Raw genomic sequence first — 21168 nt, 5'->3', positions numbered from 1 at the left:
GAATCGATTTGGAGGGATCTCAATGGTAGAAAAAAATGTTGTTGTCAATCTGAAAGCCGGACTGCATGCTCGCCCTGCCGCACTATTTGTTCAGGAGGCGAACCGGTATTCATCCGATATATTTGTAAAAAAAGGTGTTAAAAAAGTAAATGCCAAAAGTATTATGGGGATTATGAGTTTAGCGGTGGCAAACCGTGTTGAAATCACTATATCCGCTGATGGCTCTGATGCAGAGGAAGCGGTGGAGGCACTCGCTGCCATTGTCAGCAAAGAGGAAATCTGAGAGAATGAGTATCAGCTTTCTGGAGCCGTTGCCACTTTTGGTGGCGGCTCTATTTCTTTGCTTTTCCATATATAACCGGTTTTAATAGTGTTTTTTTAGTGAAATATATAGATTATGTTTGATTTCTATGGCCCAGAAAGGGGGCGACGATTGTGGAAGAACACTCTGTTACATCGCTTATGATTGTAGTGCTGGTAGCTTTTATAATCCCTATTATCCTCCATCGGCTGAAGTGGAATGCCATTCCTGTTGTGGTGGCAGAAATTGCTGCAGGGCTGCTGCTGGGGGAAAGCGGATTAAAGGTTATTTATGAAGACCAGTTGTTAGAATTGCTTTCCATGCTGGGTATCATCTTTCTCATGTTTTTGACTGGATTGGAAGTAGACTTTAACCTGATTCAGGAAAGCCGTAAAAAATCAGGGTCAGTTAATCCCCTTAAACTGGGGTTCATCAGTTTTGCAGGTATTTTCCTAGCCTCTCTCTTACTGGCCTGGTTGTTAAGTATCATGGGATATGTTTCAGATGTCTTTTTTATGACATTGATCATCTCTACGATCTCTGTCAGTGTTACCATGCCGGTACTGAAAGACAAGGGGTTATTGGCTGGTTCGCTGGGTCAGTCCATTCTTCTGGTGGCCGTTTTTGCTGATTTCTTTACGATGACGCTGTTGGCGGTCCATGTTTCCTTTTTGCGTTCTTCGGAAGGAGCGAACGGGATTTCAAATATTATGCTTCTTTCGCTGTTGTTTGTCGTTTGTTTTGTAATTTACCGTTTAATTGTGGCGGCTAAACCTAAAAAAGTAATGGAAAAAATTCAGCGGGAGACGATTTCCCTCGGAACCCGCGGTGTATTTGCATTGATCCTTCTGTTTGTTGCGCTGTCCGAAGGAGTGGGTGCCGAAAATATTCTGGGTGCATTTTTGGCCGGTGTCGTTCTCTCTCTCTTGTCACCGCAGAAGGAATTTGTAAAACAACTGAACAGCTTCGGATTTGGTTTTCTCATTCCCATTTTCTTTGTCATGGTGGGAGCGAAATTGGATCTGCGCGGAATGATTGAGGATCCCAAGGCTTTGGCGATGTTTCCACTTTTCCTCCTTGCCTTTTATCTTTCTAAGTTGGTTGTAATCCCGATTTTTCGTCAGTGGTTTTCCTGGAAGAAGTCGATTGCATCCGGGGTGCTTCTGGGCTCCAAGCTGAGTTTGGTGATTGCTGCATCAGCAGTGGGGATGGAGCTTGACATTATCAACAATACGACGAATACAGCACTGGTATTGGCATCTGTGGTAACAGTGATCACATCGCCGATCATATTTCAGCGTATGGTGCCGGATGCGGAAGTCGCTCCTGTGATTTCAAAAGTGTCCTTGGTTGGTTTTAATGCGATTACACTGAAGCTGGCGCAAGATTTGAAGAAGGATGGTTATGATGTGACATTGTACGGTTCCGACAAAACCAATCTGGAACCGGTTCACAAATTTCCCTATCCGATTGTGGAATTAAATCCTCTTTCTACTGAAGACTTGGCTGATAAAGGGGTTTTTGAAAGAGAGATCGTTGTCGTCTATACGAATGACGATGAACGGAATTTCCAGATTGCCCTGGAGGCGGAGAAGCAAGGGGTTAAACAGGTAATTGCCAGGGTAGAAGAAAAAAAGCCCTTACCCGAAGGAAGCAACATCCAGTTTATCTCCAGCTTCTTTTCCAATATGACATTGGTCAAAGCAATGATTGAATATCCATCGGTAATCAATTTGGTCACAACTGAAGGTCATTTGCAGGAGATTCCCATGTTAAATGAACGTTACCATATGATGCGGGTTCGGGATCTGAATATCCTGGGGGATTCATTGGTTCTTCGGATCTTACGGGACAATGAGGTAATTGTTCCTCATGGTGACACGGTTCTTCTTTTGGGAGACCGATTGATTATCAGCAGTGATCAGCCGGCGCATGTCCAACGGCTGAAATGGATGCTGAGCGAATAATGATACATTAGGATTCTGACAAGAGGATAGCAAAAAAAGAGAATGCCGGTCCCGAATATAAAGGGACCGGCTGTTTAATAGAACAACAGACCCATCGGGGGTCTGCTGTTGGGTGATGGGCGTCGATATAGTAGGATTTAGAAATCGATTCAAACAGTGATGAACTTCTGCATGTTTAAGTATGGTAACGCGTAAGCGATATGTTACAGTGTTACAATCCAATCCGTAAAAACACTGGCACTGTTCCTCGCTGAACCTTCCTCGGTTCCTCTAAAGGGGTGAGGTATCTGCTGTGGAGACTACCGGATCTCCCATCGTCTGCCTGTCTTCAGTCAGTTTCCGATGATGCTCAAGAGTGTGAAACCTAACGAAAACAGCTGTAGTCCCGTTGATGCCAAGGGAGAATCAGCAGAGGAATCTCCTTGTTCCTGGGGACTGCTGTTCATATTTTGCAGTGTATTCGGTTCTTCATCTTGAACAGGGGCTGTTTCTTGTTCTGCATTCCCGGAATTCTGACTGTTTCCGTCTTCTGTGTTCTTGGAATCTTTTGTTTCCGCGTTTGATTTTTTGGCCTTTTCCGCCACTTCATTCAAGCCGCAATCTTTCAATTGGACGGGCTTGCTGGTGGTAGTGGCCGGATTTTCGAGCTGGAAACAGGCATCTAGATCGATGGGTTCTGCGCCATTCTTGCCATAAAAGACAGCATTCACCTGATAGCTTCTTTCTGAGTTCAGGTCTTCATATTCAGCGACAAATGTGTTCATCTCAGCATCTTCCGCAGAACGTTGTTCATAGCTCCCGTTTAGAGTAACAACCCAGTTCCCTTTCAGTTGAGTGGCTCCGGGAAGGGTTACTTCCAAAAGATGTTTGTTATCCTTGGTATAGTAGACGGCTTCAAGAGATGAAGCGGCGGTCTCCTGGGAAGTTTCAGCAAAGGCTGCCGGTGCTACCGTAAAAGTCAACAGAAAAACGATTAATGTGAGAGCGGCAGTTCTCAATGCATGTCCTCCTCAGCAATACCCATCATGTACCCAAAACAAACGTAACATAACAAGTATAGAAAGGCAATTGAAAAATCAATAAAAATCAGTCAAAAATCCTGTTGTGGTGCGCTAATCAGGAAATGACTGAAAAGATAGACATTTATTTCTTAAAAAAGAAAACCGACGTGCCAATTGGGACGTCGGAGTGTAGACGACAAAGTGGGGGAGAGGGGATTTCCGTTTCCCCATCTCTTTCCTCCAGCAAAGAAGTCAGCATCGGTCCGCTTCACCGGAAATCCCCCTCTTATTACCTTTGTCACAGTCTAACTTATTTTTGGTGGTTGATAATTTTATCAACCAATCCGTATTCTTTGGCTTCCTCTGCTGTCATGAAGTGATCACGGTCTGTATCCTGTTGAATTTTCTTTAGCGGTTGGCCGGTTTGTTCCGAGAGAAGCTTGTTTAATCGGTCCCGCATCCGTAGAATGCGTTTGGCGCTGATCTCAATATCCGATGCTTGGCCTTGGGCTCCACCCAGCGGTTGGTGGATCATCACTTCACTGTTGGGCAGTACCAGACGTTTTCCTTTGGTCCCGGAAGAGAGCAGGAAAGCACCCATTGAAGCGGCCATTCCAATACAAATCGTCTGAATATCGCACTTGACGTGTTGCATGGTATCGTAAATGGCAAATCCAGCAGAAATGGAACCCCCTGGAGAATTAATGTAAAGTTGAATATCTTTGTTGGGATCTTCTGTTTGCAGAAACAACAATTGAGCAACGACCGTGTTTGCGACAGCATCATTGATCTCACTGCCCAGGAAGATGATACGGTCCTTTAATAACCGGGAGTAAATATCGTAGGAACGTTCCCCGCGGTTGGTTTGCTCGACAACATAAGGTATCAGGTTCATCTCGGTTCCTCCTCTTTCAGGTGGATCACACTGTATTACAATCATAACGCAGCAGACAGAAATGGTCAATATAGGTCAAAAATGACCTGCGCAAAATAAAACGGCAACCGATCGGATCGGCTGCCGTCTTGGATGGTGCGCCTACCAGGATTCGAACCTGGGCACCTGGTTCCGGAGACCAGTGCTCTATCCCCTGAGCTATAGGCGCAGATTGCTGTCTAACAAAGACAAAATTCATTATAACGAATATCCGATAAAAAAGCAAGGGCTGAATTGGATTGGAAATTGTTTTTCATTGTGAAAGACAGCAACAGCCGATAAAAATAATAAAACCGGAAGTTTAGAGGTATGACCGGAGTCTTTGTGATAAAATAAAAAGAAAGGGATAAGGTAAGCGATGTTTTTTGCTTCACTGTTTCAGCCATGATATTCTTTATGTTTTCCCTGTAAATGCGACTTCAAACCCCATTTCACCTCAAAGATCTGTTTTTTTCATCAAATGAGGCGGTGTGCACATATACTGAAACAAATCGGAGGTGACATCATATGGCTCTCTCCATGGGTTATGGCTTGGTTCAGGAACAACGGATGAAGCTTGTCATGACGCCGGAGTTACGACAGGCGATTCAAATTCTTCAATTCTCAACGATGGATCTTATACAGTATATACAAGAACAGACGATGGAAAACCCTGTGTTGGAAATGGATGACAACACTCCAGAGTCAATGGTAAACGGTTTGGAGTCTACATCTCCGGAAAAGTTGGCGGACTGGAATGCTTATGTCAAAAAGAATTCAGGGTACCCTTTCTCAGAAAAATGGGACGAGGAAAACGGTCATCCGGTGGATCGAGTGAGCGATTCGGGAGAAAGTTTGATTGAGGTGTTGGAAGAGCAAATACGGTATCTGACTTTGGATGTGTCAACAAAGAAGGTTTGTCAATTTATTATTGGGAACTTGGATGAGGACGGCTATCTGAGAGTTGATGATGCAAATTTATGTAAGCGCTTTAATTTGAGCCGGGATCATTTTGAAGAGGCCTTGCAAGTGGTTCAATCCCTTGACCCTGCCGGAGTTGGAGCGAGGGATCTATCCGAGTGTCTCCTCATTCAACTCCAGAGAAAGGGAGATTCCGATCCCTTGACGTTGCAAATTGTGCAATCCCATCTGAGTGATTTGGCGGAAGGAAAATATAAGAAAGTGGCCAAGTCACTGGAATGCACCGTGTTGCATGTACAGAAGGCGGTGGATCGAATTCGGAATCTCAATCCGCGACCAGGTCTTCTTTGCCAAGGGAGTCGACCCCATTATATTTTTCCTGATGTCACCATTAAAAAAACGGACGGAAGATATGAAGTGTTGGTGAATGAAAGCTATCTCCCCCGTTTGGGAATCAGTTCACATTATGAGCAGATTTTACGAAACAAAGATGATAAAGCGCAACAGGCGGTATCCTATGTCAAAGACCGGATTCAGTCTGCTGTGTGGCTGATGAAAAGCATTGAACAGCGCAAAAACACGCTTTATCGGGTCACAGAAGCCATTGTGGAGGCACAAAGAGATTTTCTGGAATATGGAGCTTCCCAACTGAAACCTTTGACATTAAAAGAAATTGCGGACCCTTTGGATCTACATGAGTCAACCGTAAGCCGAGCGACGAAGAATAAGTATATCCAGACACCAAGAGGGCTGTATCCTTTCCGTTTCTTCTTTTCCACCGGAATCTCCAATCAGAAGGGAGGGAATATGTCCGTTCGAATTGTAAAAGATAAAATGGTCCAAATCATTGAATCAGAAGAGAAAACGAAGCCTTTGTCCGATCAAAAAATTGCTGACCGATTGAAGCAGGATGGGATTCGGGTTTCCAGAAGAACGGTTGCAAAATACCGGGAAGAGATGGGAATCGCAGCTTCCAAGGTTCGGCAGCGGTTTGATGAATAAATATGCGCATGAAAGATTGAAAACCCACATTTACGCCTTCCCACTTGCCAAAGCGATTCAGATCGTTTAAAATCCAAATGGAAGGCTCCATTTTTTTTACCCGAATCGGGACGTAATTTGCTACGTGGGACATAATATGTCCCTGGAGGTGTCTGGATGAAAACGATCCTAGAATTACAACGTCAATTGCTTCCTGATTTGCTTGACGTGATGAGGAAACGATATGAAGTACTTCGTCATCTTCAATTGATGCAGCCAATCGGCAGAAGAAGTCTCGCTTCCGCATTGGGTATGACTGAGCGGGTGTTGAGAAGTGAAGTGGAATTTCTCAAAGAGCGGGGACTTGTTCGGATTGATACCGTCGGGATGCAATTGACGCACCCAGGAGGGGATCTTGTATCCAAAATGGAGCCCCTGATTAAAGATCTTTTTGGCTTGACCGATTTGGAGGCTGACCTTTGCCGTGTGCTCAATCTGGAAAAAGCCGTCGTTGTTCCAGGCGACTCGGATCGCTCTGATTTGGTGAAGAAAGAAATGGGGAGAGCGGGAGCCCGTCTTTTGAAGCAAATCGTTCACCCTGGGCAAGTAGTGGCGGTAGCAGGGGGGACGACGGTTGCCGCAGTTGCAGAGATGATGACTTCCTCTGCTGTCCTGAAAGAGAGTACATTTGTTCCGGCTAGGGGGGGGCTGGGTGAAGCGGTTGAGCTGGAGGCGAATTATATCGCTTCCTTGATGGCACAGAAAGCAGGTGGAAAGTATCGTTTGATGCATGTCCCTGAACAGTTGAGCAAAGAGGCTTATCAAATGTTGCTTCGTGAGCCGCATATTCAGGAAGTGTTGGATTTGGTGCACTCCGCCCGCATTGTGGTTCACGGGATCGGAGATGCTATAGCCATGGCATCCAGAAGAAAAGCTTCACCTGCTTTATTAAGGGAACTGAAAGAAAAGGGAGCCGTCGGAGAAGCCTTTGGTTATTACTTTAATCAGGAAGGGGAGATTATCCACCGGGGACGAAGCATCGGTCTTAGCCTGGAAGACCTGAAACATGTGGATGCGACGATTGCTATTGCCGGTGGAGCAGGAAAGGCAAAGGCAGTGGCAGCTGTCTGTCCGGTTTCTGGACGCGATACATTGATTACGGATGAAGCAGCGGCCCGCGCCATTCTTGACAATGACGGATGTTGATGAATTCAGTAGGTCACGCGTCTTTATGAACATTAAAGAAACCAATGATCTCTTCAGTAAAGCAATCATTCCTTGCTGTATAACCATTGTCAGTTCCTATTTTAAACACGGAGGGGTTTCTATATGGCAACAAAAATCGGGATTAATGGGTTTGGACGGATTGGTCGGGCAGTGTTCCGTATTGCAGTGGAACATCCGGAATTGGAAGTTGTAGCCATTAACGATTTAACAGATGCCAATACGTTGTCTCATCTTCTGAAATATGATTCGGTTCATGGTCGGTTTCCTGGTTCGGTGGAAGTAACCGATCATGGTTTGATGGTAAACGGTAAAGAGATCCAGGTGCTGGCGGAACGGGACCCGGCCCAGCTGCCCTGGGGGGAGCTTGGAGTGGAGATTGTTGCAGAATCCACCGGTCGTTTCACCAAAAGGGAAGATGCTGAAAAACACCGCCATGCCGGGGCCAAAAAGGTAATTATATCAGCCCCTGCCAAAGAAGAGGATTTAACTGTCGTGATGGGGGTCAACCATGATCAATACGATCCCGCTTCTCACCATGTTCTTTCCAATGCTTCTTGCACCACCAACTGCCTGGCACCGGTGGTAAAGGTCATTGATGAGGCGTTTGGTGTACGGCGTGGTTTAATGACAACGGTACACGCTTATACCAATGATCAGCAAATTTTGGATTTGCCGCATAAAGATATGCGTCGCGCCCGTGCTGCCGGATTGTCCATTATTCCCACAACCACAGGTGCTGCCAAGGCCGTTTCCAAAGTGTTGCCCCATCTGGAAGGAAAGCTGAACGGATTTGCCATGCGTGTTCCCACCCCGAATGTTTCTGTGGTGGATTTTGTGGCTGAAGTGGAGAAAGACGTCAGTGTGGATGAAGTGAATGAGGCATTGCGTCAAAAAGTTCACGGGAGCTTGAAAGGAATTCTGGATTTCTCTGATGAACCACTGGTATCCAAAGACTATAATGGGGACCCACATTCATCGATTGTGGATGGTCTCTCCACCATGATCCAGGATGGAAATATGGTAAAAGTGGTTGCTTGGTATGATAACGAGTGGGGATTCTCCAACCGGATGATTGACTTGATGCTTCACGTTGCCAACAAAGGTTTGGAAGACTAGAATAGAGAGGAAGAGATCAGAGGGGAGGAACATCTCTCCTCTTTCTCATGCACGCTTGAGGGAGGAACAACCCGATGAACAAGTTGTCAATTCAAGATGTGGACCTCAAAGGAAAACGCGTATTCTGCAGAGTGGATTTTAATGTGCCATTGGAAAATGGGAAAATCACGGATGACAACCGTATTCAAGCGGCATTACCGACTATTCGCTATCTGTCGGAACACGGGGCGAAATTGATTCTTGCCAGCCACCTGGGGCGACCCAAAGGCCAAGTGGTGGAAGAGCTTCGTCTCAATCCAGTGGCGGAGCGTCTTTCCGCATTATTGGAAAAACAGGTGCTGAAGGTGGATGAACTCGTTGGCGAACATGTGCAGAAAAAGGTGGAGCAATTGAGAGAAGGGGATATTCTTCTGTTAGAGAATGTTCGCTTCCATCCGGGTGAAGAAAAGAATGATCCAGAATTGGCCCGTTCTTTTGCTTCTTTGGCGGATCTTTATGTCAATGATGCATTTGGTGCCGCCCACCGGGCTCATGCTTCAACGGCTGGGATTGCCGAACACCTGCCGGCTGTGGCCGGGTTCCTGATGCAAAGAGAGCTGGAGACATTGGGCAAGGCATTAAAAAGTCCGGAACGTCCCTTTACGGCGATTATCGGTGGCGCCAAAGTGAAAGATAAGATCGGTGTCATCGATCATTTGTTGGATAAAGTAGACAATCTTTTAATTGGCGGAGGATTGTCATATACATTTTTAAAAGCAAAAGGATTTGAAATTGGAACGTCTCTTCTGGAAGCTGAAAAGGTGGAGTTGGCTCAATCCTTTATGAACAAAGCGGAAGAAAAAGGGGTTAACCTGGTGCTTCCTGAAGATACAGTGATTGCAAAGGAATTTTCTGCTGATGCGGAGGCTGAAACAGTGGATGTTGATGCGATTCCGCGTGATCAGCAGGGATTGGATATTGGTCCCAAAACACGGGAACGTTTTGCACAGATGATTCATGCATCCCGGCTGGTCATCTGGAACGGACCATTGGGTGTGTTTGAATTTCCCCGGTTTGCTGAAGGAACGTTTGCGGTGGCCCGTGCGGTTGCCGATTCCAAAGCATTCAGTGTGATTGGGGGCGGAGATTCCGCCTCAGCCATCAAGAAGTCTGGACTGGATGATCAAGTGGATCATATTTCCACAGGGGGAGGAGCTTCTCTGGAGTTGATGGAAGGAAAAGTGCTTCCCGGTGTGGCCGCTCTCAATAATAAGGAATAAGGTGGTGATTCCATGCGTCAACCCGTAATCGCAGGAAACTGGAAAATGTACAAAACGGTGAAGGAGTCGCTGGAATATTTGTCTAACTTTCAAGCCGAAGTGAAAAATGAGGGAGTGGAAACGGTTCTGTGCGCTCCATTCCTTGCTCTGTCTGCACTAACAGAAAAAGCAGAGGGGAGCGGAATTGGAATCGGAGCCCAGAACATGCATTGGGAGCAGGAAGGGGCTTATACAGGTGAAATCAGCCCAACCATGTTGAAAGCCGTGAATGTTTCCTATGTGATTGTCGGCCACTCGGAGCGTCGAACCTACTTTTCCGAGACGGATGAGCAGGTTCGTTTAAAGACCAAGTCGGCTCTGGATCATGACCTGATTCCGATCGTCTGTGTGGGAGAAACCTTAGAAGAACGGGAAAATGGAAATACCCAGGAAGTGGTTCACCAGCAAGTGGTTGAGGCCATTCAGGGTTTACGTTCCAAGGAAGTAAGTCGCCTGATTTTGGCTTATGAGCCCGTTTGGGCGATTGGGACCGGTCGATCAGCCACCGAAAAAGATGCCGGTGATGTGATCCAATGGATTCGAAAGATCGTGGCAGACCAGTATGATCAGCAGGTTGCCAATGAAGTACGGATTTTATACGGAGGAAGTGTCAAACCGGCCAATATCGACTCCTTCCTTTCCAACCAGGATATCGACGGGGCCTTGGTGGGGGGAGCCAGCCTGGACCCGGACACCTTCACCCAGTTAGTGAAAGCTGCCAGCCGACGGGGGGATGAACGGTGAGCCCCAAAAAACCTGTGGCTCTGATTATTCTCGATGGTTTCGGTCTGCGAAAAGAAGTGCACGGCAACGCGGTGGCTCAGGCTCATAAGCCCCATTTTGACCGTCTGTGGTCGCAATATCCCCATACCACGCTTCAAGCTTCGGGAAGAGCTGTCGGACTCCCTGAGGGGCAAATGGGAAACTCGGAAGTGGGTCATCTGAATATTGGGGCCGGTCGGGTGGTGTATCAGGATTTGACCCGGGTCAGTCAGTCCATCGAGGAAGGGTCATTTTTTGATAATGAAACGTTTCTCGGTGCCATCCAGCATGTAAAAGCAAAACAAAGTAAGTTGCATCTGTATGGTTTATTGTCTGACGGCGGGGTTCACAGTCACATTGAACACCTGTTTGCCCTTCTGGAGCTGGCTAAAAAAGAAGGGCTGAAAGAGGTCTATGTTCATGCTTTTTTGGATGGACGTGATGTGGCTCCGGATTCCGGTATACGCTATATCCAACAGCTACAGGAAAAGATGGATCAGTTGGGGGTCGGTCAAATCGCGACCGTCCAGGGGCGCTATTATGCCATGGATCGGGATAATCGCTGGAATCGGACAGAAAAGGCTTATCGCGCGATGGTATATGGGGAGGGTCCAACGTATCAGGACCCGGTTCAGGCTGTTAAAGAATCTTACGAAAAAAGCATCTTTGACGAGTTTGTAATGCCTACAGTTATTGTAGGTTCTGATAAAAAACCAGTCGGTTTGATCCAATCGGATGATGCGATTATTTTTTACAACTTCCGTCCGGATCGAGCCATTCAAATCTCCCTGGCCTTTACCAATAAAGATTTTCGCGGATTTGACCGGGGTGATGGAAGACCGGAGAACCTTTACTATGTTTGTCTGACCCAGTTTAGCGAAACCGTGGATGGTTATGTCGCTTATAAGCCGACGGATTTGGACAATACCTATGGGGAAGTACTTTCTCAACAGGATCTCAAACAACTGCGAATTGCCGAGACAGAAAAGTATCCTCATGTTACCTTTTTCTTCAATGGGGGCCGTGAGGAACCCTTTCCTGGAGAAGATCGCCTGTTGATTGATTCTCCCAAGGTAGCCACTTACGACTTAAAACCGGAAATGAGTGCCTATGAAGTAACGGAAGCCCTGCTTCAGAAGTTGGGGGAAGAGACATATGATTCAATCATTCTAAACTTCGCCAACCCGGATATGGTGGGGCATTCCGGAAAACTGGAACCTACCGTCCGGGCAGTGGAAGCGGTGGATGAATGTCTTGGACGCATTATGAATGCGTTGGATGACATGGGAGGAACAGCGATGGTCATCGCTGACCACGGCAATGCAGATATGGTACTTAATGAAAAGAATGAACCCGTGACTTCGCACACGACGTTTCCGGTTCCATGCATCGTCACCGACCCTTCCGTTACCTTGAGGGAAGGCGGAGTATTGGCCGATGTGGCTCCCACATTATTACAACTGTTAGACCTACCTCAACCGGAAGAAATGACGGGTTGTTCCCTGATTGAACCATGAATCTTGACGAGGTACTGATCTTCAAGGAGGAGACCGAAATGACAACGATTTATAGTGTACACGCTAAAGAAGTGCTGGATTCCAGAGGGAACCCAACCGTAGAAGTGGAAGTGATACTGGAGTCCGGTAGCTGGGGTCGGGCCATTGTTCCCTCCGGTGCCTCCACAGGAGCCCATGAAGCCGTGGAACTCCGTGATCAAGACAAAGAGCGCTTTATGGGAAAAGGGGTACTGAAAGCCGTTCAAAACGTCAATGAAATCATTGCTCCGAAGTTGGAAGGGATGGATGCATCGGATCAGGTAGAGATTGACCGGACCCTGATCGAGCTGGATGGAACCCCGAATAAGGGGAGATTGGGAGCCAATGCCATCCTGGCCGTCTCGATGGCTGTCGCCAGGGCGGCTGCGGATGAAATGGATATTCATTTGTATAACTACCTTGGCGGATTTAACGCCAAAGTGCTTCCTGTACCCATGATGAATATCCTGAATGGTGGAGAGCACGCCGATAATAATGTGGATATTCAGGAGTTTATGGTAATGCCGGTCGGCGCGAATACGTTTCGTGAAGGACTTCGGATGGGAACGGAAGTTTTCCACACATTGAAAGCTGTCTTGAAAGAAAAAGGTCTTTCCACCTCGGTGGGGGATGAAGGCGGGTTTGCTCCCAATCTTTCCTCCAACGAAGAAGCGCTGCAAACCATTATGGAAGCTGTCAAACGGGCCGGGTACGAACCGGGGGCCGATATTGTATTTGCCTTGGATGTAGCTTCTACCGAGCTGTACAAAGAGGGCTCCTATCACCTGGAAGGCGAAGGAGTGACCCGAACGGCAGAAGAGATGATTGCCTATTATGAAGAGATGGTGGAAAAATATCCGATTGTCTCCATTGAAGATGGTTTGGCCGAAGATGATTGGGATGGATGGAAACAACTGACCCAACGTCTCGGACACAAGGTGCAACTTGTGGGGGATGACCTGTTTGTTACCAACACGGAACGGTTGCGTGAGGGAATTGAAAAAGGCGTGGGAAATTCGATCCTGGTCAAGGTGAACCAAATCGGTACACTGACGGAAACCTTTGATGCGGTGGAAATGGCCAAACGGGCCGGTTATACTGCTGTAATCTCCCATCGTTCCGGGGAAACGGAAGATACCACCATTGCGGATATCGCAGTGGCGACAGGTGCAGGACAAATCAAGACAGGAGCTCCTTCCCGGACGGACCGGGTGGCAAAGTACAACCAGCTGTTGCGGATTCAGGAAGAATTGAACAAATGTGCAGAGTATCCGGGTAAAGGAGCATTTTATCACCTGAAAAAGAGATAAAGATCCCGAAGACGAAGACATACCAGAGCTACCAAGCCTGGTATGTCTTTTTCGTTGTATGGAAAATCCATTTGTTGAAAAGAGGGGACAGTTGTGATACAGTATCACCAGTGATAAGAAGGGGAAATCCCTGACGAGAGGTGTACCACGTATGAAAATCGCCGTGGATATTTTGTTGGCTATAGTGAGTGTGGCATTAATTCTGGTTGTTCTGTTACAGTCAGGTAAAAGTGCCGGTCTGTCCGGTGCAATCGGCGGCGCTTCTGAACAGTTGTTGGGAAAAACAAAAGCCCGTGGGATTGATGCTCTGCTGGGCAAAATAACTGTGGTTTTGGCGATTCTTTTTATGATTCTGACGCTTTTGGCCGGTTATTTTGTAAAATAAGGACAACACTCATAGCTTTAACGCATGAAGCGAGAAACAGCAGGGTTAACCCGGCTGTTTTTTTGTATCGTTTCCTTTCACTCCATTTTGTCTTTTTTAGGGGAATCTTGACTCCTTAATGTTTCCAAAGTGCGAAGCAGTGTTTGATATTCCGCCGGGGATAATTGATTGATCTGTTCTATATATTGTTTGGCGGTCTGCATCAGTTCTTCTCTTATTTGATTTTCTTCTCGCTGTTCCCGTTGATGTTCCTTGAGAACTTGGTTGAAATGGGTGGCCACACTAGCAGTGACGGAGCCAATCAGTCCGATTCCGGTCAGCATCAATACAATCGCAATCATGCGTCCGCCAAACGTAACGGGAGAAATGTCTCCATAACCCACCGTGGTGGTTGTGACAATTGCCCACCAGATCGCGTCATTAAAGGACTGGATTCCTTCATTAAAGTCCTTTTCCAAAAGATAGAAACCTCCAGACCCCCAAAATACAATGACTGTTGCCACGAGAATGGATAATTGTACTTCCCGTGTTCGGATAAACCCCCATAGAAAAGAGGACATTCGGATCAGACGGATCAGACGGATCAAGCGTAACAGACGAAGAGGGCGAAAAAATTCATCCAAAGGAATAATGGCCAACAGGTCAAACCAGTTTTCCAACACAAAACGTTTTTTATGCGATGCAACCCAAAAGCGAACCAAGTATTCAACAGCAAACCAGATTAATAGCATACGGTCAAACCATTGAAGTCGGTCCATCATCCAGTCGTTTTGGTGGTGAACATCCAGCCACTGGCTGACCAGAACAATCGTATAGGTAAGCGTCAATAAACAACGAAAAGTTCATACATAATACGGATGCGATGAAACCGGGGAGAAAAAAGGATTTTATTCAGCCAATGCAACGATACACCCTCCTTTCACGTTTTGGTTGTCATCGTCCATTCTAACATGGGACAGATTTCTGAAAAGAAATAACTGTCGGGAGATCATTGGTAATTTGTTCAACCTGATAAGGGTTATATCATTCCAAAAGGACTTTATGATAAATATGTATTCCCCTCTTGTCACATTTAGTGTTACATGATAATATACAGATTGTCTGGTGATGATGGCGAAGGGGACCCACCCGTTCCCATCCCGAACACGGAAGTTAAGCCCTTCAGCGCCAATGGTACTTGGGGCGCGAGCCCCTGGGAGAGTAGGACGTTGCCAGGCAACATACATTTGCCCATGTGGCAAAAAGACAGCTCGCAGGAGCTGTCTTTTTTATGGACTTCTTCTGAGGTCTTGCCGTTTCGCCAGACGTCGTTCTGTGATATCGTTGATAACATAACGTTCCTGTGATTCCGGTGAAACTCTCTTGGTTGAAATTGATATGGTTGGAAAGACTGAACCATAAAGGCTTACTATATGGGAATACACCGGGAACCGGATCAAGGAGAGATCAAATGGGAGGCGACTGTGTAAATGAAGATTCGACGCCGCCCTCCAGACCCTTTTTTTTATCAAGGGTCAGAGACCGGTATTCTGCTGATTCATGGTTTTACAGGTACACCTTCAGAATTGAGACCCATGGGGCGATATCTGGAGAAGCAGGGTTATACTGTTTATGCTCCACTTTTGCCCGGTCACGGTACTTCTCCGGAGGAAATGGAATGCACTTCATGGAAGGACTGGTGGGCGTGTGTTTTCAACGCCTATGACCGCTTGCGCCTGCAAGGGAAAGTGCGCCAGATTGTGGCTGTAGGGCTTTCCATGGGCGGAGCCCTTGCTCTCAAACTGGCACAGGAAAGAGAAGTGGCCGGTGTTGTCCCCCTTTGTGCTCCTGTTTATTTACAAGATAAAAGGCATCGGTTTGTCAATATGGTTCGCTGGTTTAAGCCTTACTTGGAGCGAAAGGGAGAGAAGCCGCCCCATATTGAAGTGCATCTGACACCGTATGATCGTACCCCGTTGAAATGTATCTCCAGTTTAAACGGATTGATCCGCCATGTTCGCCGTCGTTTGTCCAAGGTGGAAGTACCGGCAATGGTGGTTCAGGCCGTCAGGGATGAAACGGTCCATCCCAAAAGTGCCCGTTACATATACAATCATATATCTTCCAAGGACAAACAGCTGATATGGTTTGAAAAATCAAGCCATATTATTACATTGGATCAAGAAAGGAAGCAACTGTTTACCGAAGTTGATGCCTTTATCCGGCGCGTAACGGAAAACCGTGAGAGAAACGCACCGGAGGGAAAGGAGAATTGAAGCGTTGATGCAAGAACATGAGATTTTGGAATATATGCGAAAAAAAGCATACAAACCGATGAAAGCAGAAGAATTGCAACATGCATTCGGCATCGAAGACTGGAATGCCTTCATTGCTCTTTTGAATCAAATGGAGGCTGAGGGAAAAATTGTTCGCACCCGAACCAAACGTTACGGTGTCCCGGAAAGACTCAATCTGGTTCGGGGGAGGCTTCAGGGAAACGCAAAGGGATTTGGCTTTGCCATTCCCGATGCGGATTTCCCGTTTCAACAGGATGTGTTTATCCACGGGAATGATATGAATGGAGCCATGGACGGGGATCTGGTCTTGGCCCGTATACACAGTATGAAAAAGGAAGGATTGCGTCCGGAAGGTGAGATTGTTCGCATCCTGAAACGGGGGCGCACGGAAGTGGTGGGCACTTATAAGGCGTCCAAACATTTTGGGTTTGTCATTGCTGATGATAAGCGGTTATCTTCCGATATCTTCATTCCCAAAGAAGCCAAAAACGGGGCAAAGGAAGGAGATAAGGTTGTCGTTGAACTGACCGATTATCCGAAAGGGCGTCGGAGCGCCGAAGGAAAAGTGAAAGAGGTTTTGGGTCACAAAGAAGATCCCGGTGTGGATATTTTGGCCATTATTCGACAACATCAGCTTCCGGAAGCGTTTCCGGATGATGTGATCAAAGAGGCGGAGGAAGTGCCGGATACCATCTCAGTCGTGGAGATGGCCGGGAGACGCGACTTGCGGGAACGCACTATGGTTACCATTGACGGAGCCGATGCAAAGGATTTGGATGATGCGGTATCGGTTGAAGCGTTGGAGAACGGAAATATCCGTCTGGGTGTTCACATTGCGGATGTCAGCTATTATGTCCAAGAAGGAACCGCTCTGGACAGGGAAGCGTATGAGCGAGGCACCAGTGTATACTTGGTGGATCGGGTGATCCCCATGCTGCCCCCACGCTTGTCCAACGGCATTTGCAGTCTCAACCCCCAGGTGGATCGGTTAACCCTTACCTGCGATATGGAAATCGATTCATCGGGAGATGTGGTGGATCACGAAATCTACCCCAGTGTGATTCAGACCAATGAACGGATGACCTATCAAGCGGTGAAACAAATATTGGTGGATGAAGATCCGGAAGTGATCCATCAATATGAATCCTTGGTGGAGGACTTTCGGCTGATGGGTCAACTGGCTGAAGTGTTGCGAAAGCGTCGGTTTGCACGGGGGGCGATTGATTTTGACTTTCCTGAAGCCAAAATCATTGTGGATGATCAGGGAAAACCGGTAGACATTGTTCCCAAGCCTCGAACTGTTGCGGAGCAGATGATTGAAGAATTTATGCTGGCGGCTAATGAGACGGTATCGGAGCATTTCTTTAAAATGAAGATACCGTTTATGTACCGGATTCACGAACATCCGGACCCGGAAAAACTGCAAGCATTTTTTGAGTTTATCACCCACTTCGGTTATCAGGCCAAAGGAAAAGCGAACAAGATCAAGCCACGCGTTTTACAGCAATTATTGGAGGAGATTAAGGGAGAACCGGAGGAGCCGGTAATCAGTACCGTGATGCTTCGCTCTATGCAACAAGCAAAATATTCCCCGGAGTGCCTGGGTCATTTTGGATTGGCCGCATCCTACTATTCTCACTTTACATCTCCCATTCGCCGTTACCCTGACTTGGTGATTCATCGCATTATCCGGGAAGTGTTGGACAACCATGGGAACCTCCCCGATAAGCGGAAGTCGGAATTGAATGGATGGTTGCCAGGTGCCGCCCAGCATGCATCTGAGCGGGAGCGGATCGCAGTCGATGCAGAGCGGCAGACAAATGATCTGAAAAAAGCGGAGTTTATGCAGGATAAAGTGGGAGAAACATTTGAAGGAGTCATCAGCAGTGTCACGTCCTTCGGGGTTTTTGTGGAGCTGGAGAATACGGTGGAAGGCATGGTTCATGTCAGTTATATGACCGATGATTATTATCATTTTCATGAAGGCTCCATGTCTTTGGTGGGAGAGCGAACGCAAAAGGCATATCGGATCGGTGACAAAGTTACGGTTCGGGTCGCTGGAGTCAACTTAAATGAACGCAAGGTGGATTTTGAATTTGTGGAAGAAGGTAACGCTCAAAAGCCACCACACCGTCCCAAACGGTTGGGGACCCCGAAGAAGACGGCGGAACAGAAAAAGCGCAAACCACGAAAAAACAATAACGAAGCCCGGAAACGAAATGGAAACAAAAACGGATTGGGTTTCAAAAAAAGCCGTATGAAAAAGAAAAAAAGCAAACGGAAGCATCGAGCCAATTGATCTATTGACGATTCTTCGTTGATGCTGTTATAGTAAAGAATGGATTCTTCAAGGAGGTGAGCACGCATGTCAAAGGGTGGAAGCAAAGTGATTGCACGGAACAAAAAAGCTTTGCATGAGTATCATGTGGAAGATACCTATGAAGCAGGCATCGTGCTCACTGGGACCGAAATCAAGTCGATCCGACAGGGTCGGGTCAATCTGAAGGACAGCTACGCTTTGATCGACAGAGGCGAAGTCTACCTTCTCAACATGCACATCAGCCCTTTTGAACAGGGAAACCGGTTTAACCACGATCCAACCCGAACGCGAAAGCTCCTTTTGCATAAAGGCGAAATCAATAAGCTGATCGGTTTAACACAGCAAAAAGGATTTACGCTGGTTCCCTTGGATCTGCACCTTCGCAATGGGTTTGCCAAAATCAAACTGGCCCTCGCTAAAGGGAAAAAGTTGCATGACAAGCGACAGGCCGTTGCCAAACGGGATGCTGACCGAGAAATTCGACGTCAACTGAAACAACAGATGATGCGGTAATTGCACCTTTTTTAAGGGAAACGCTTTACATCTGTTGATTATTTTGTTACAATATATTTCGTTAACGCTCAATTTCCTGCCTGTCACCTTGGGGGCGTTTTGGGATTCGACGGGAACAGTTCGAGCGTCGGTAGCGAGCCGTGGGGCTGCGTCCTTCGTTAAAAACGCGGATTGCCTAAATGTAACTGGCAAACAAGAAAACTACGCTCTGGCTGCTTAATAGCTGGCCAGGATCCATGGCTCCATCGCCCGTGTGGAGTTCTTGGGTCTCATAACTGAAGCGGGCTAGCTGACTGGAGGCGCTATCGGCCGGAAAGCGAACCTTAGATAGCTGGCTCTTTGAAGCGCCTGTCGTTGGGCAGTTCAAAGAGTGAGATCTCAATACAGCGACTGCGCTCGGAGAATCCGACGTGGCGATGTTTTCGGACAGCGGTTCGACTCCGCTCGCCTCCACCAAATACCTACCAAAACAAACATGCTGATGTAGCTCAGCTGGCAGACCGAATGTCATAAAAGAAGCATCATGCTGGTGTAGCTCAGCGGTAGAGCAACGCACTCGTAATGCGTAGGTCGGGGGTTCAATTCCCTCCACCAGCACCATAGGGAAAAAGGAACAGGACAAGACCTGTTCTTTTTATTTGTATTCAATGTTCACCTTAATATCTGGCCGTTGTCGAGGACTTTCTTTAAAAGCGTTCAATGTGATGTTCTTAATGATTTCGTTCACCATTGTTTTCCACTCTTCGACGCTCAGTGATCCATATATACTTTGAAACTCTGAAAGCATGTTGTGAAGTTCTTCTTGGTAGTGGATATCCTCATCACTTGGTATAACCATTTCATTCAATGTTGCTTTGATGCGTTTTTCCTCTGTTGTCATTTCTTGTGTACGTTCAATATAATCCTCTTTTGATATGAGATCATCAACATACATCATTTGAAACTTACGTTTCCTCGTTTGTATCTTCTCCAAATCCTTTTTAAGCTGTTCAACCTGATTAACTAACCGTTCTTTTTCTTTGTCTTTCTCAATCTGACTTACGATCTCGTCGATATCGTTTTTATCCAGGTTGACTTTTATGTAATCTAAAATGGCTTCCTCAACCATTCTTCACGCAAATAAGGCATATCGCAGTGAAAGTTTTTTTGTCTGTTTACACACCCGTAGTATTTGAATCGTTTGCCGTTATATTTGCGTGAAGTACTAGACATGGAATATCCACACTTTGCACATCTAGTAATCCCCGCAAAGATAAAATCGCTGGTTGCAGCACAACAGGTGCAACGCTTTTTCGTTGGTCCAATATCTTTTGAACACGAAAAAACTGGTTTTCACTTATAATGGGTTCATGATTTCCGTCAACGATGATTTCTTGATTTGTTTTTCCTATTCCTTTTTTGCGTAGATTCCATCGGATTTTTCCGATATAGATTGGACTACGTAGAATGTAATTGATGGTGGTTGTACTCCATTTCTTTTTGGGAGCAGGTATCTTTTCATCTTCAAGCCACCTTTGTATCTCACGTATGCCTTGGTTTTTTTCATATCGATCAAACAGTTCACGGACAATGGTTGCTTCCGATTCAACAGGAATTAACTTTCCTTCCACACTTTTATAGCCGTAACTCGCGCTACCACCAGGTCTTTTTCCTTGTCGAACCATCTCTTCCATTCCAAAACGCACACGTTCTGCAAGATTCTCTCGCTCCCATTGCGCAAGGGCTGCAACAAGAGTGAGAAATAAACGGCCGAACCTCAGTGGCACTTGAAAAAGCACAGTTATGCTTTTCGAAGTGTTCAAGAAGCTTATACAGATCTAGAACGGACCGGGTTAATCGATCAAGCCGAAATACTAATACAACATCGATATTTTTCTCTTCGATATCCTGGATCATTCGTTGGAGCTCAGGTCGGTTTGTATCCTTTGCTGAATATCCTTCATCTATTTGACACTCCCCATGCCTGAAGGCAGGGGATTCTTGGGAGCTCCCGTCTACTGATAGGATCATATCCAAGCTTAAACGGTCTGCCCGACTGCAAGTACTCGAAGTCCTTCTTGCAAGATGTTTTTGGATGCATTGATGTCTCGGTCATGGTGAGAGCCACATGTAGGGCATGTCCATGCCCGAAGGTGGAGGTTCTTTACATCCTTGTTTCGGTAGCAACAGGAAGGGCAAAGCTGACTAGAAGGGAACTGTTTCCCCACTTTCACCACGTTTCTTCCATGCCAGGCTGCCTTGTAGGTAAGCATCGCGACAAACTCCGACCACGAGGCATCCGTGATCGATTTGGCTAACTTGCGGTTTTTCACCATATGCTTTACTTGGAGGTCTTCGATACA

The 21168-nt window shown here is 46.6% G+C and carries 21 protein-coding genes, 2 tRNA genes, 1 rRNA gene, 1 other RNA gene and 2 pseudogenes; 16 read left to right on the top strand and 11 right to left on the bottom strand.

Annotated features, from left to right (window positions below; all coding sequences use genetic code 11):
• Nucleotides 1–22 precede the first annotated feature (22 nt).
• The gene (locus tag FN782_RS08490) at nt 23–283 is read left to right on the top strand and encodes an HPr family phosphocarrier protein (RefSeq protein ID WP_142505364.1); all 261 of its coding nucleotides are present in this window, start codon (nt 23–25) and stop codon (nt 281–283) included.
• 152 nt (nt 284–435) lie between these two features.
• Nucleotides 436–2268 (top strand): monovalent cation:proton antiporter family protein, encoded by a 1833-nt coding sequence (locus tag FN782_RS08485; RefSeq protein WP_142505363.1) that lies wholly within the window; start codon nt 436–438, stop codon nt 2266–2268.
• Between the two features lie 332 nt (nt 2269–2600).
• Here FN782_RS08485 and FN782_RS08480 read toward each other — a convergent pair whose 3' ends face one another.
• The 4 genes from FN782_RS08480 to FN782_RS08470 form a co-directional block, all read right to left on the bottom strand.
• Nucleotides 2601–3266, bottom strand: coding sequence for a hypothetical protein (locus FN782_RS08480; protein ID WP_142505362.1), 666 nt, complete (start codon nt 3264–3266; stop codon nt 2601–2603).
• A gap of 152 nt (nt 3267–3418) precedes the next feature.
• Nucleotides 3419–3541, bottom strand: coding sequence for a hypothetical protein (locus FN782_RS17285; RefSeq protein WP_281285929.1), 123 nt, complete (start codon nt 3539–3541; stop codon nt 3419–3421).
• Nucleotides 3542–3579: 38 nt separating this feature from the next.
• Nucleotides 3580–4164 (bottom strand): ATP-dependent Clp endopeptidase proteolytic subunit ClpP, encoded by a 585-nt coding sequence (gene clpP, locus FN782_RS08475; protein WP_142505361.1) that lies wholly within the window; start codon nt 4162–4164, stop codon nt 3580–3582.
• 133 nt (nt 4165–4297) lie between these two features.
• Nucleotides 4298–4372, bottom strand: a tRNA-Arg gene (locus FN782_RS08470).
• A 338-nt stretch (nt 4373–4710) separates the two neighbouring features.
• Here FN782_RS08470 and rpoN point away from each other — a divergent pair.
• The 8 genes from rpoN (at nt 4711) to secG (ending at nt 13717) form a co-directional block, all read left to right on the top strand.
• A complete protein-coding gene (gene rpoN / locus FN782_RS08465; protein WP_142505360.1) occupies nt 4711–6105 on the top strand; it encodes an RNA polymerase factor sigma-54 in 1395 nt (464 codons plus the stop codon).
• 156 nt (nt 6106–6261) lie between these two features.
• Nucleotides 6262–7290: a sugar-binding transcriptional regulator gene (locus tag FN782_RS08460; protein WP_142505359.1), complete on the top strand. Its 1029-nt coding sequence runs from the start codon at nt 6262–6264 to the stop codon at nt 7288–7290.
• A gap of 123 nt (nt 7291–7413) precedes the next feature.
• Nucleotides 7414–8427: a type I glyceraldehyde-3-phosphate dehydrogenase gene (gene gap / locus FN782_RS08455; RefSeq protein WP_142505358.1), complete on the top strand. Its 1014-nt coding sequence runs from the start codon at nt 7414–7416 to the stop codon at nt 8425–8427.
• A gap of 74 nt (nt 8428–8501) precedes the next feature.
• Complete coding sequence (locus FN782_RS08450; protein ID WP_142505357.1) at nt 8502–9686, top strand: phosphoglycerate kinase; 1185 nt, start codon at nt 8502–8504, stop codon at nt 9684–9686.
• A gap of 12 nt (nt 9687–9698) precedes the next feature.
• Entirely contained in the window at nt 9699–10469 is a 771-nt protein-coding gene (tpiA, locus tag FN782_RS08445) for a triose-phosphate isomerase (RefSeq protein WP_142505356.1), read from the top strand.
• Nucleotides 10466–12004 carry a 2,3-bisphosphoglycerate-independent phosphoglycerate mutase gene (gene gpmI, locus FN782_RS08440; protein ID WP_142505355.1) on the top strand — a complete coding sequence of 513 codons (1539 nt, stop codon included), beginning with the start codon at nt 10466–10468 and terminating at the stop codon, nt 12002–12004. The genes tpiA and gpmI overlap by 4 nt, the downstream gene beginning before the upstream one ends.
• A gap of 38 nt (nt 12005–12042) precedes the next feature.
• Entirely contained in the window at nt 12043–13332 is a 1290-nt protein-coding gene (gene eno, locus FN782_RS08435; RefSeq protein ID WP_142505354.1) for a phosphopyruvate hydratase, read from the top strand.
• 151 nt (nt 13333–13483) lie between these two features.
• On the top strand, nt 13484–13717 hold the full coding sequence (gene secG, locus FN782_RS08430) for a preprotein translocase subunit SecG (protein ID WP_142505353.1): 234 nt from the start codon (nt 13484–13486) through the stop codon (nt 13715–13717).
• Between the two features lie 77 nt (nt 13718–13794).
• On the opposite strand, the gene FN782_RS08425 is transcribed toward secG, so the two are convergent.
• Nucleotides 13795–14544 carry a potassium channel family protein gene (locus FN782_RS08425; protein ID WP_142505352.1) on the bottom strand — a complete coding sequence of 250 codons (750 nt, stop codon included), beginning with the start codon at nt 14542–14544 and terminating at the stop codon, nt 13795–13797.
• Nucleotides 14545–14817: 273 nt separating this feature from the next.
• Here FN782_RS08425 and rrf point away from each other — a divergent pair.
• The 6 genes from rrf (at nt 14818) to FN782_RS08395 (ending at nt 19426) form a co-directional block, all read left to right on the top strand.
• A 5S ribosomal RNA gene (gene rrf / locus FN782_RS08420) occupies nt 14818–14934 on the top strand.
• 252 nt (nt 14935–15186) lie between these two features.
• The gene (locus tag FN782_RS08415; protein ID WP_142505351.1) at nt 15187–15972 is read left to right on the top strand and encodes an alpha/beta hydrolase; all 786 of its coding nucleotides are present in this window, start codon (nt 15187–15189) and stop codon (nt 15970–15972) included.
• Nucleotides 15973–15979: 7 nt separating this feature from the next.
• On the top strand, nt 15980–18292 hold the full coding sequence (rnr, locus tag FN782_RS08410; RefSeq protein WP_142505577.1) for a ribonuclease R: 2313 nt from the start codon (nt 15980–15982) through the stop codon (nt 18290–18292).
• 66 nt (nt 18293–18358) lie between these two features.
• A complete protein-coding gene (smpB, locus tag FN782_RS08405) occupies nt 18359–18826 on the top strand; it encodes an SsrA-binding protein SmpB (protein WP_142505350.1) in 468 nt (155 codons plus the stop codon).
• 90 nt (nt 18827–18916) lie between these two features.
• Nucleotides 18917–19282: a transfer-messenger RNA gene (gene ssrA / locus FN782_RS08400) on the top strand.
• Between the two features lie 69 nt (nt 19283–19351).
• A tRNA-Thr gene (locus FN782_RS08395) sits at nt 19352–19426 on the top strand.
• A 34-nt stretch (nt 19427–19460) separates the two neighbouring features.
• Here FN782_RS08395 and FN782_RS08390 read toward each other — a convergent pair.
• The 6 genes and pseudogenes from FN782_RS08390 to FN782_RS08370 all read right to left on the bottom strand — a co-directional run.
• Nucleotides 19461–19934, bottom strand: coding sequence for a hypothetical protein (locus FN782_RS08390; protein WP_142505349.1), 474 nt, complete (start codon nt 19932–19934; stop codon nt 19461–19463).
• Nucleotides 19913–20038, bottom strand: a complete 126-nt coding sequence (locus FN782_RS17485; RefSeq protein WP_142505348.1) for a recombinase zinc beta ribbon domain-containing protein — start codon at nt 20036–20038, stop codon at nt 19913–19915. Before FN782_RS17485 ends, FN782_RS08390 begins: the two co-directional genes overlap by 22 nt.
• Entirely contained in the window at nt 19981–20499 is a 519-nt protein-coding gene (locus tag FN782_RS08380; RefSeq protein ID WP_142505347.1) for a recombinase family protein, read from the bottom strand. Before FN782_RS08380 ends, FN782_RS17485 begins: the two co-directional genes overlap by 58 nt.
• Before the next feature lie 24 nt (nt 20500–20523).
• Nucleotides 20524–20592 (bottom strand): annotated as a pseudogene (locus tag FN782_RS17480) (hypothetical protein); the annotation flags it as partial.
• Between the two features lie 49 nt (nt 20593–20641).
• Nucleotides 20642–20722 (bottom strand): annotated as a pseudogene (locus FN782_RS17475) (hypothetical protein); the annotation flags it as partial.
• A gap of 122 nt (nt 20723–20844) precedes the next feature.
• Nucleotides 20845–21168, bottom strand: a 324-nt coding sequence (locus tag FN782_RS08370; protein ID WP_142505345.1) for an RNA-guided endonuclease TnpB family protein, incomplete at its 5' end; no start/stop codon positions are given.

The sequence above is a fragment of the Melghirimyces algeriensis genome (assembly GCF_900182565.1).
GTDB classification, from domain to species: Bacteria; Bacillota; Bacilli; order Thermoactinomycetales; family DSM-45169; genus Melghirimyces; species Melghirimyces algeriensis.
This window is presented reverse-complemented; position numbering and strand designations above follow the sequence as displayed.

What these genes read in the sequence shown, in the direction of transcription:
- FN782_RS08490 (WP_142505364.1), top strand. Translation starts at nt 23, where the DNA reads ATGGTAGAAAAAAATGTTGTTGTCAATCTGAAAGCCGGACTGCATGCT.
- clpP (WP_142505361.1), bottom strand. Translation starts at nt 4,164, where the DNA reads ATGAACCTGATACCTTATGTTGTCGAGCAAACCAACCGCGGGGAACGT.
- rpoN (WP_142505360.1), top strand. Translation starts at nt 4,711, where the DNA reads ATGGCTCTCTCCATGGGTTATGGCTTGGTTCAGGAACAACGGATGAAG.
- FN782_RS08460 (WP_142505359.1), top strand. Translation starts at nt 6,262, where the DNA reads ATGAAAACGATCCTAGAATTACAACGTCAATTGCTTCCTGATTTGCTT.
- gap (WP_142505358.1), top strand. Translation starts at nt 7,414, where the DNA reads ATGGCAACAAAAATCGGGATTAATGGGTTTGGACGGATTGGTCGGGCA.
- FN782_RS08450 (WP_142505357.1), top strand. Translation starts at nt 8,502, where the DNA reads ATGAACAAGTTGTCAATTCAAGATGTGGACCTCAAAGGAAAACGCGTA.
- tpiA (WP_142505356.1), top strand. Translation starts at nt 9,699, where the DNA reads ATGCGTCAACCCGTAATCGCAGGAAACTGGAAAATGTACAAAACGGTG.
- eno (WP_142505354.1), top strand. Translation starts at nt 12,043, where the DNA reads ATGACAACGATTTATAGTGTACACGCTAAAGAAGTGCTGGATTCCAGA.
- secG (WP_142505353.1), top strand. Translation starts at nt 13,484, where the DNA reads ATGAAAATCGCCGTGGATATTTTGTTGGCTATAGTGAGTGTGGCATTA.
- FN782_RS08415 (WP_142505351.1), top strand. Translation starts at nt 15,187, where the DNA reads ATGAAGATTCGACGCCGCCCTCCAGACCCTTTTTTTTATCAAGGGTCA.
- rnr (WP_142505577.1), top strand. Translation starts at nt 15,980, where the DNA reads ATGCAAGAACATGAGATTTTGGAATATATGCGAAAAAAAGCATACAAA.
- smpB (WP_142505350.1), top strand. Translation starts at nt 18,359, where the DNA reads ATGTCAAAGGGTGGAAGCAAAGTGATTGCACGGAACAAAAAAGCTTTG.
- FN782_RS08390 (WP_142505349.1), bottom strand. Translation starts at nt 19,934, where the DNA reads ATGGTTGAGGAAGCCATTTTAGATTACATAAAAGTCAACCTGGATAAA.
- FN782_RS17485 (WP_142505348.1), bottom strand. Translation starts at nt 20,038, where the DNA reads ATGTCTAGTACTTCACGCAAATATAACGGCAAACGATTCAAATACTAC.
- FN782_RS08380 (WP_142505347.1), bottom strand. Translation starts at nt 20,499, where the DNA reads ATGGAAGAGATGGTTCGACAAGGAAAAAGACCTGGTGGTAGCGCGAGT.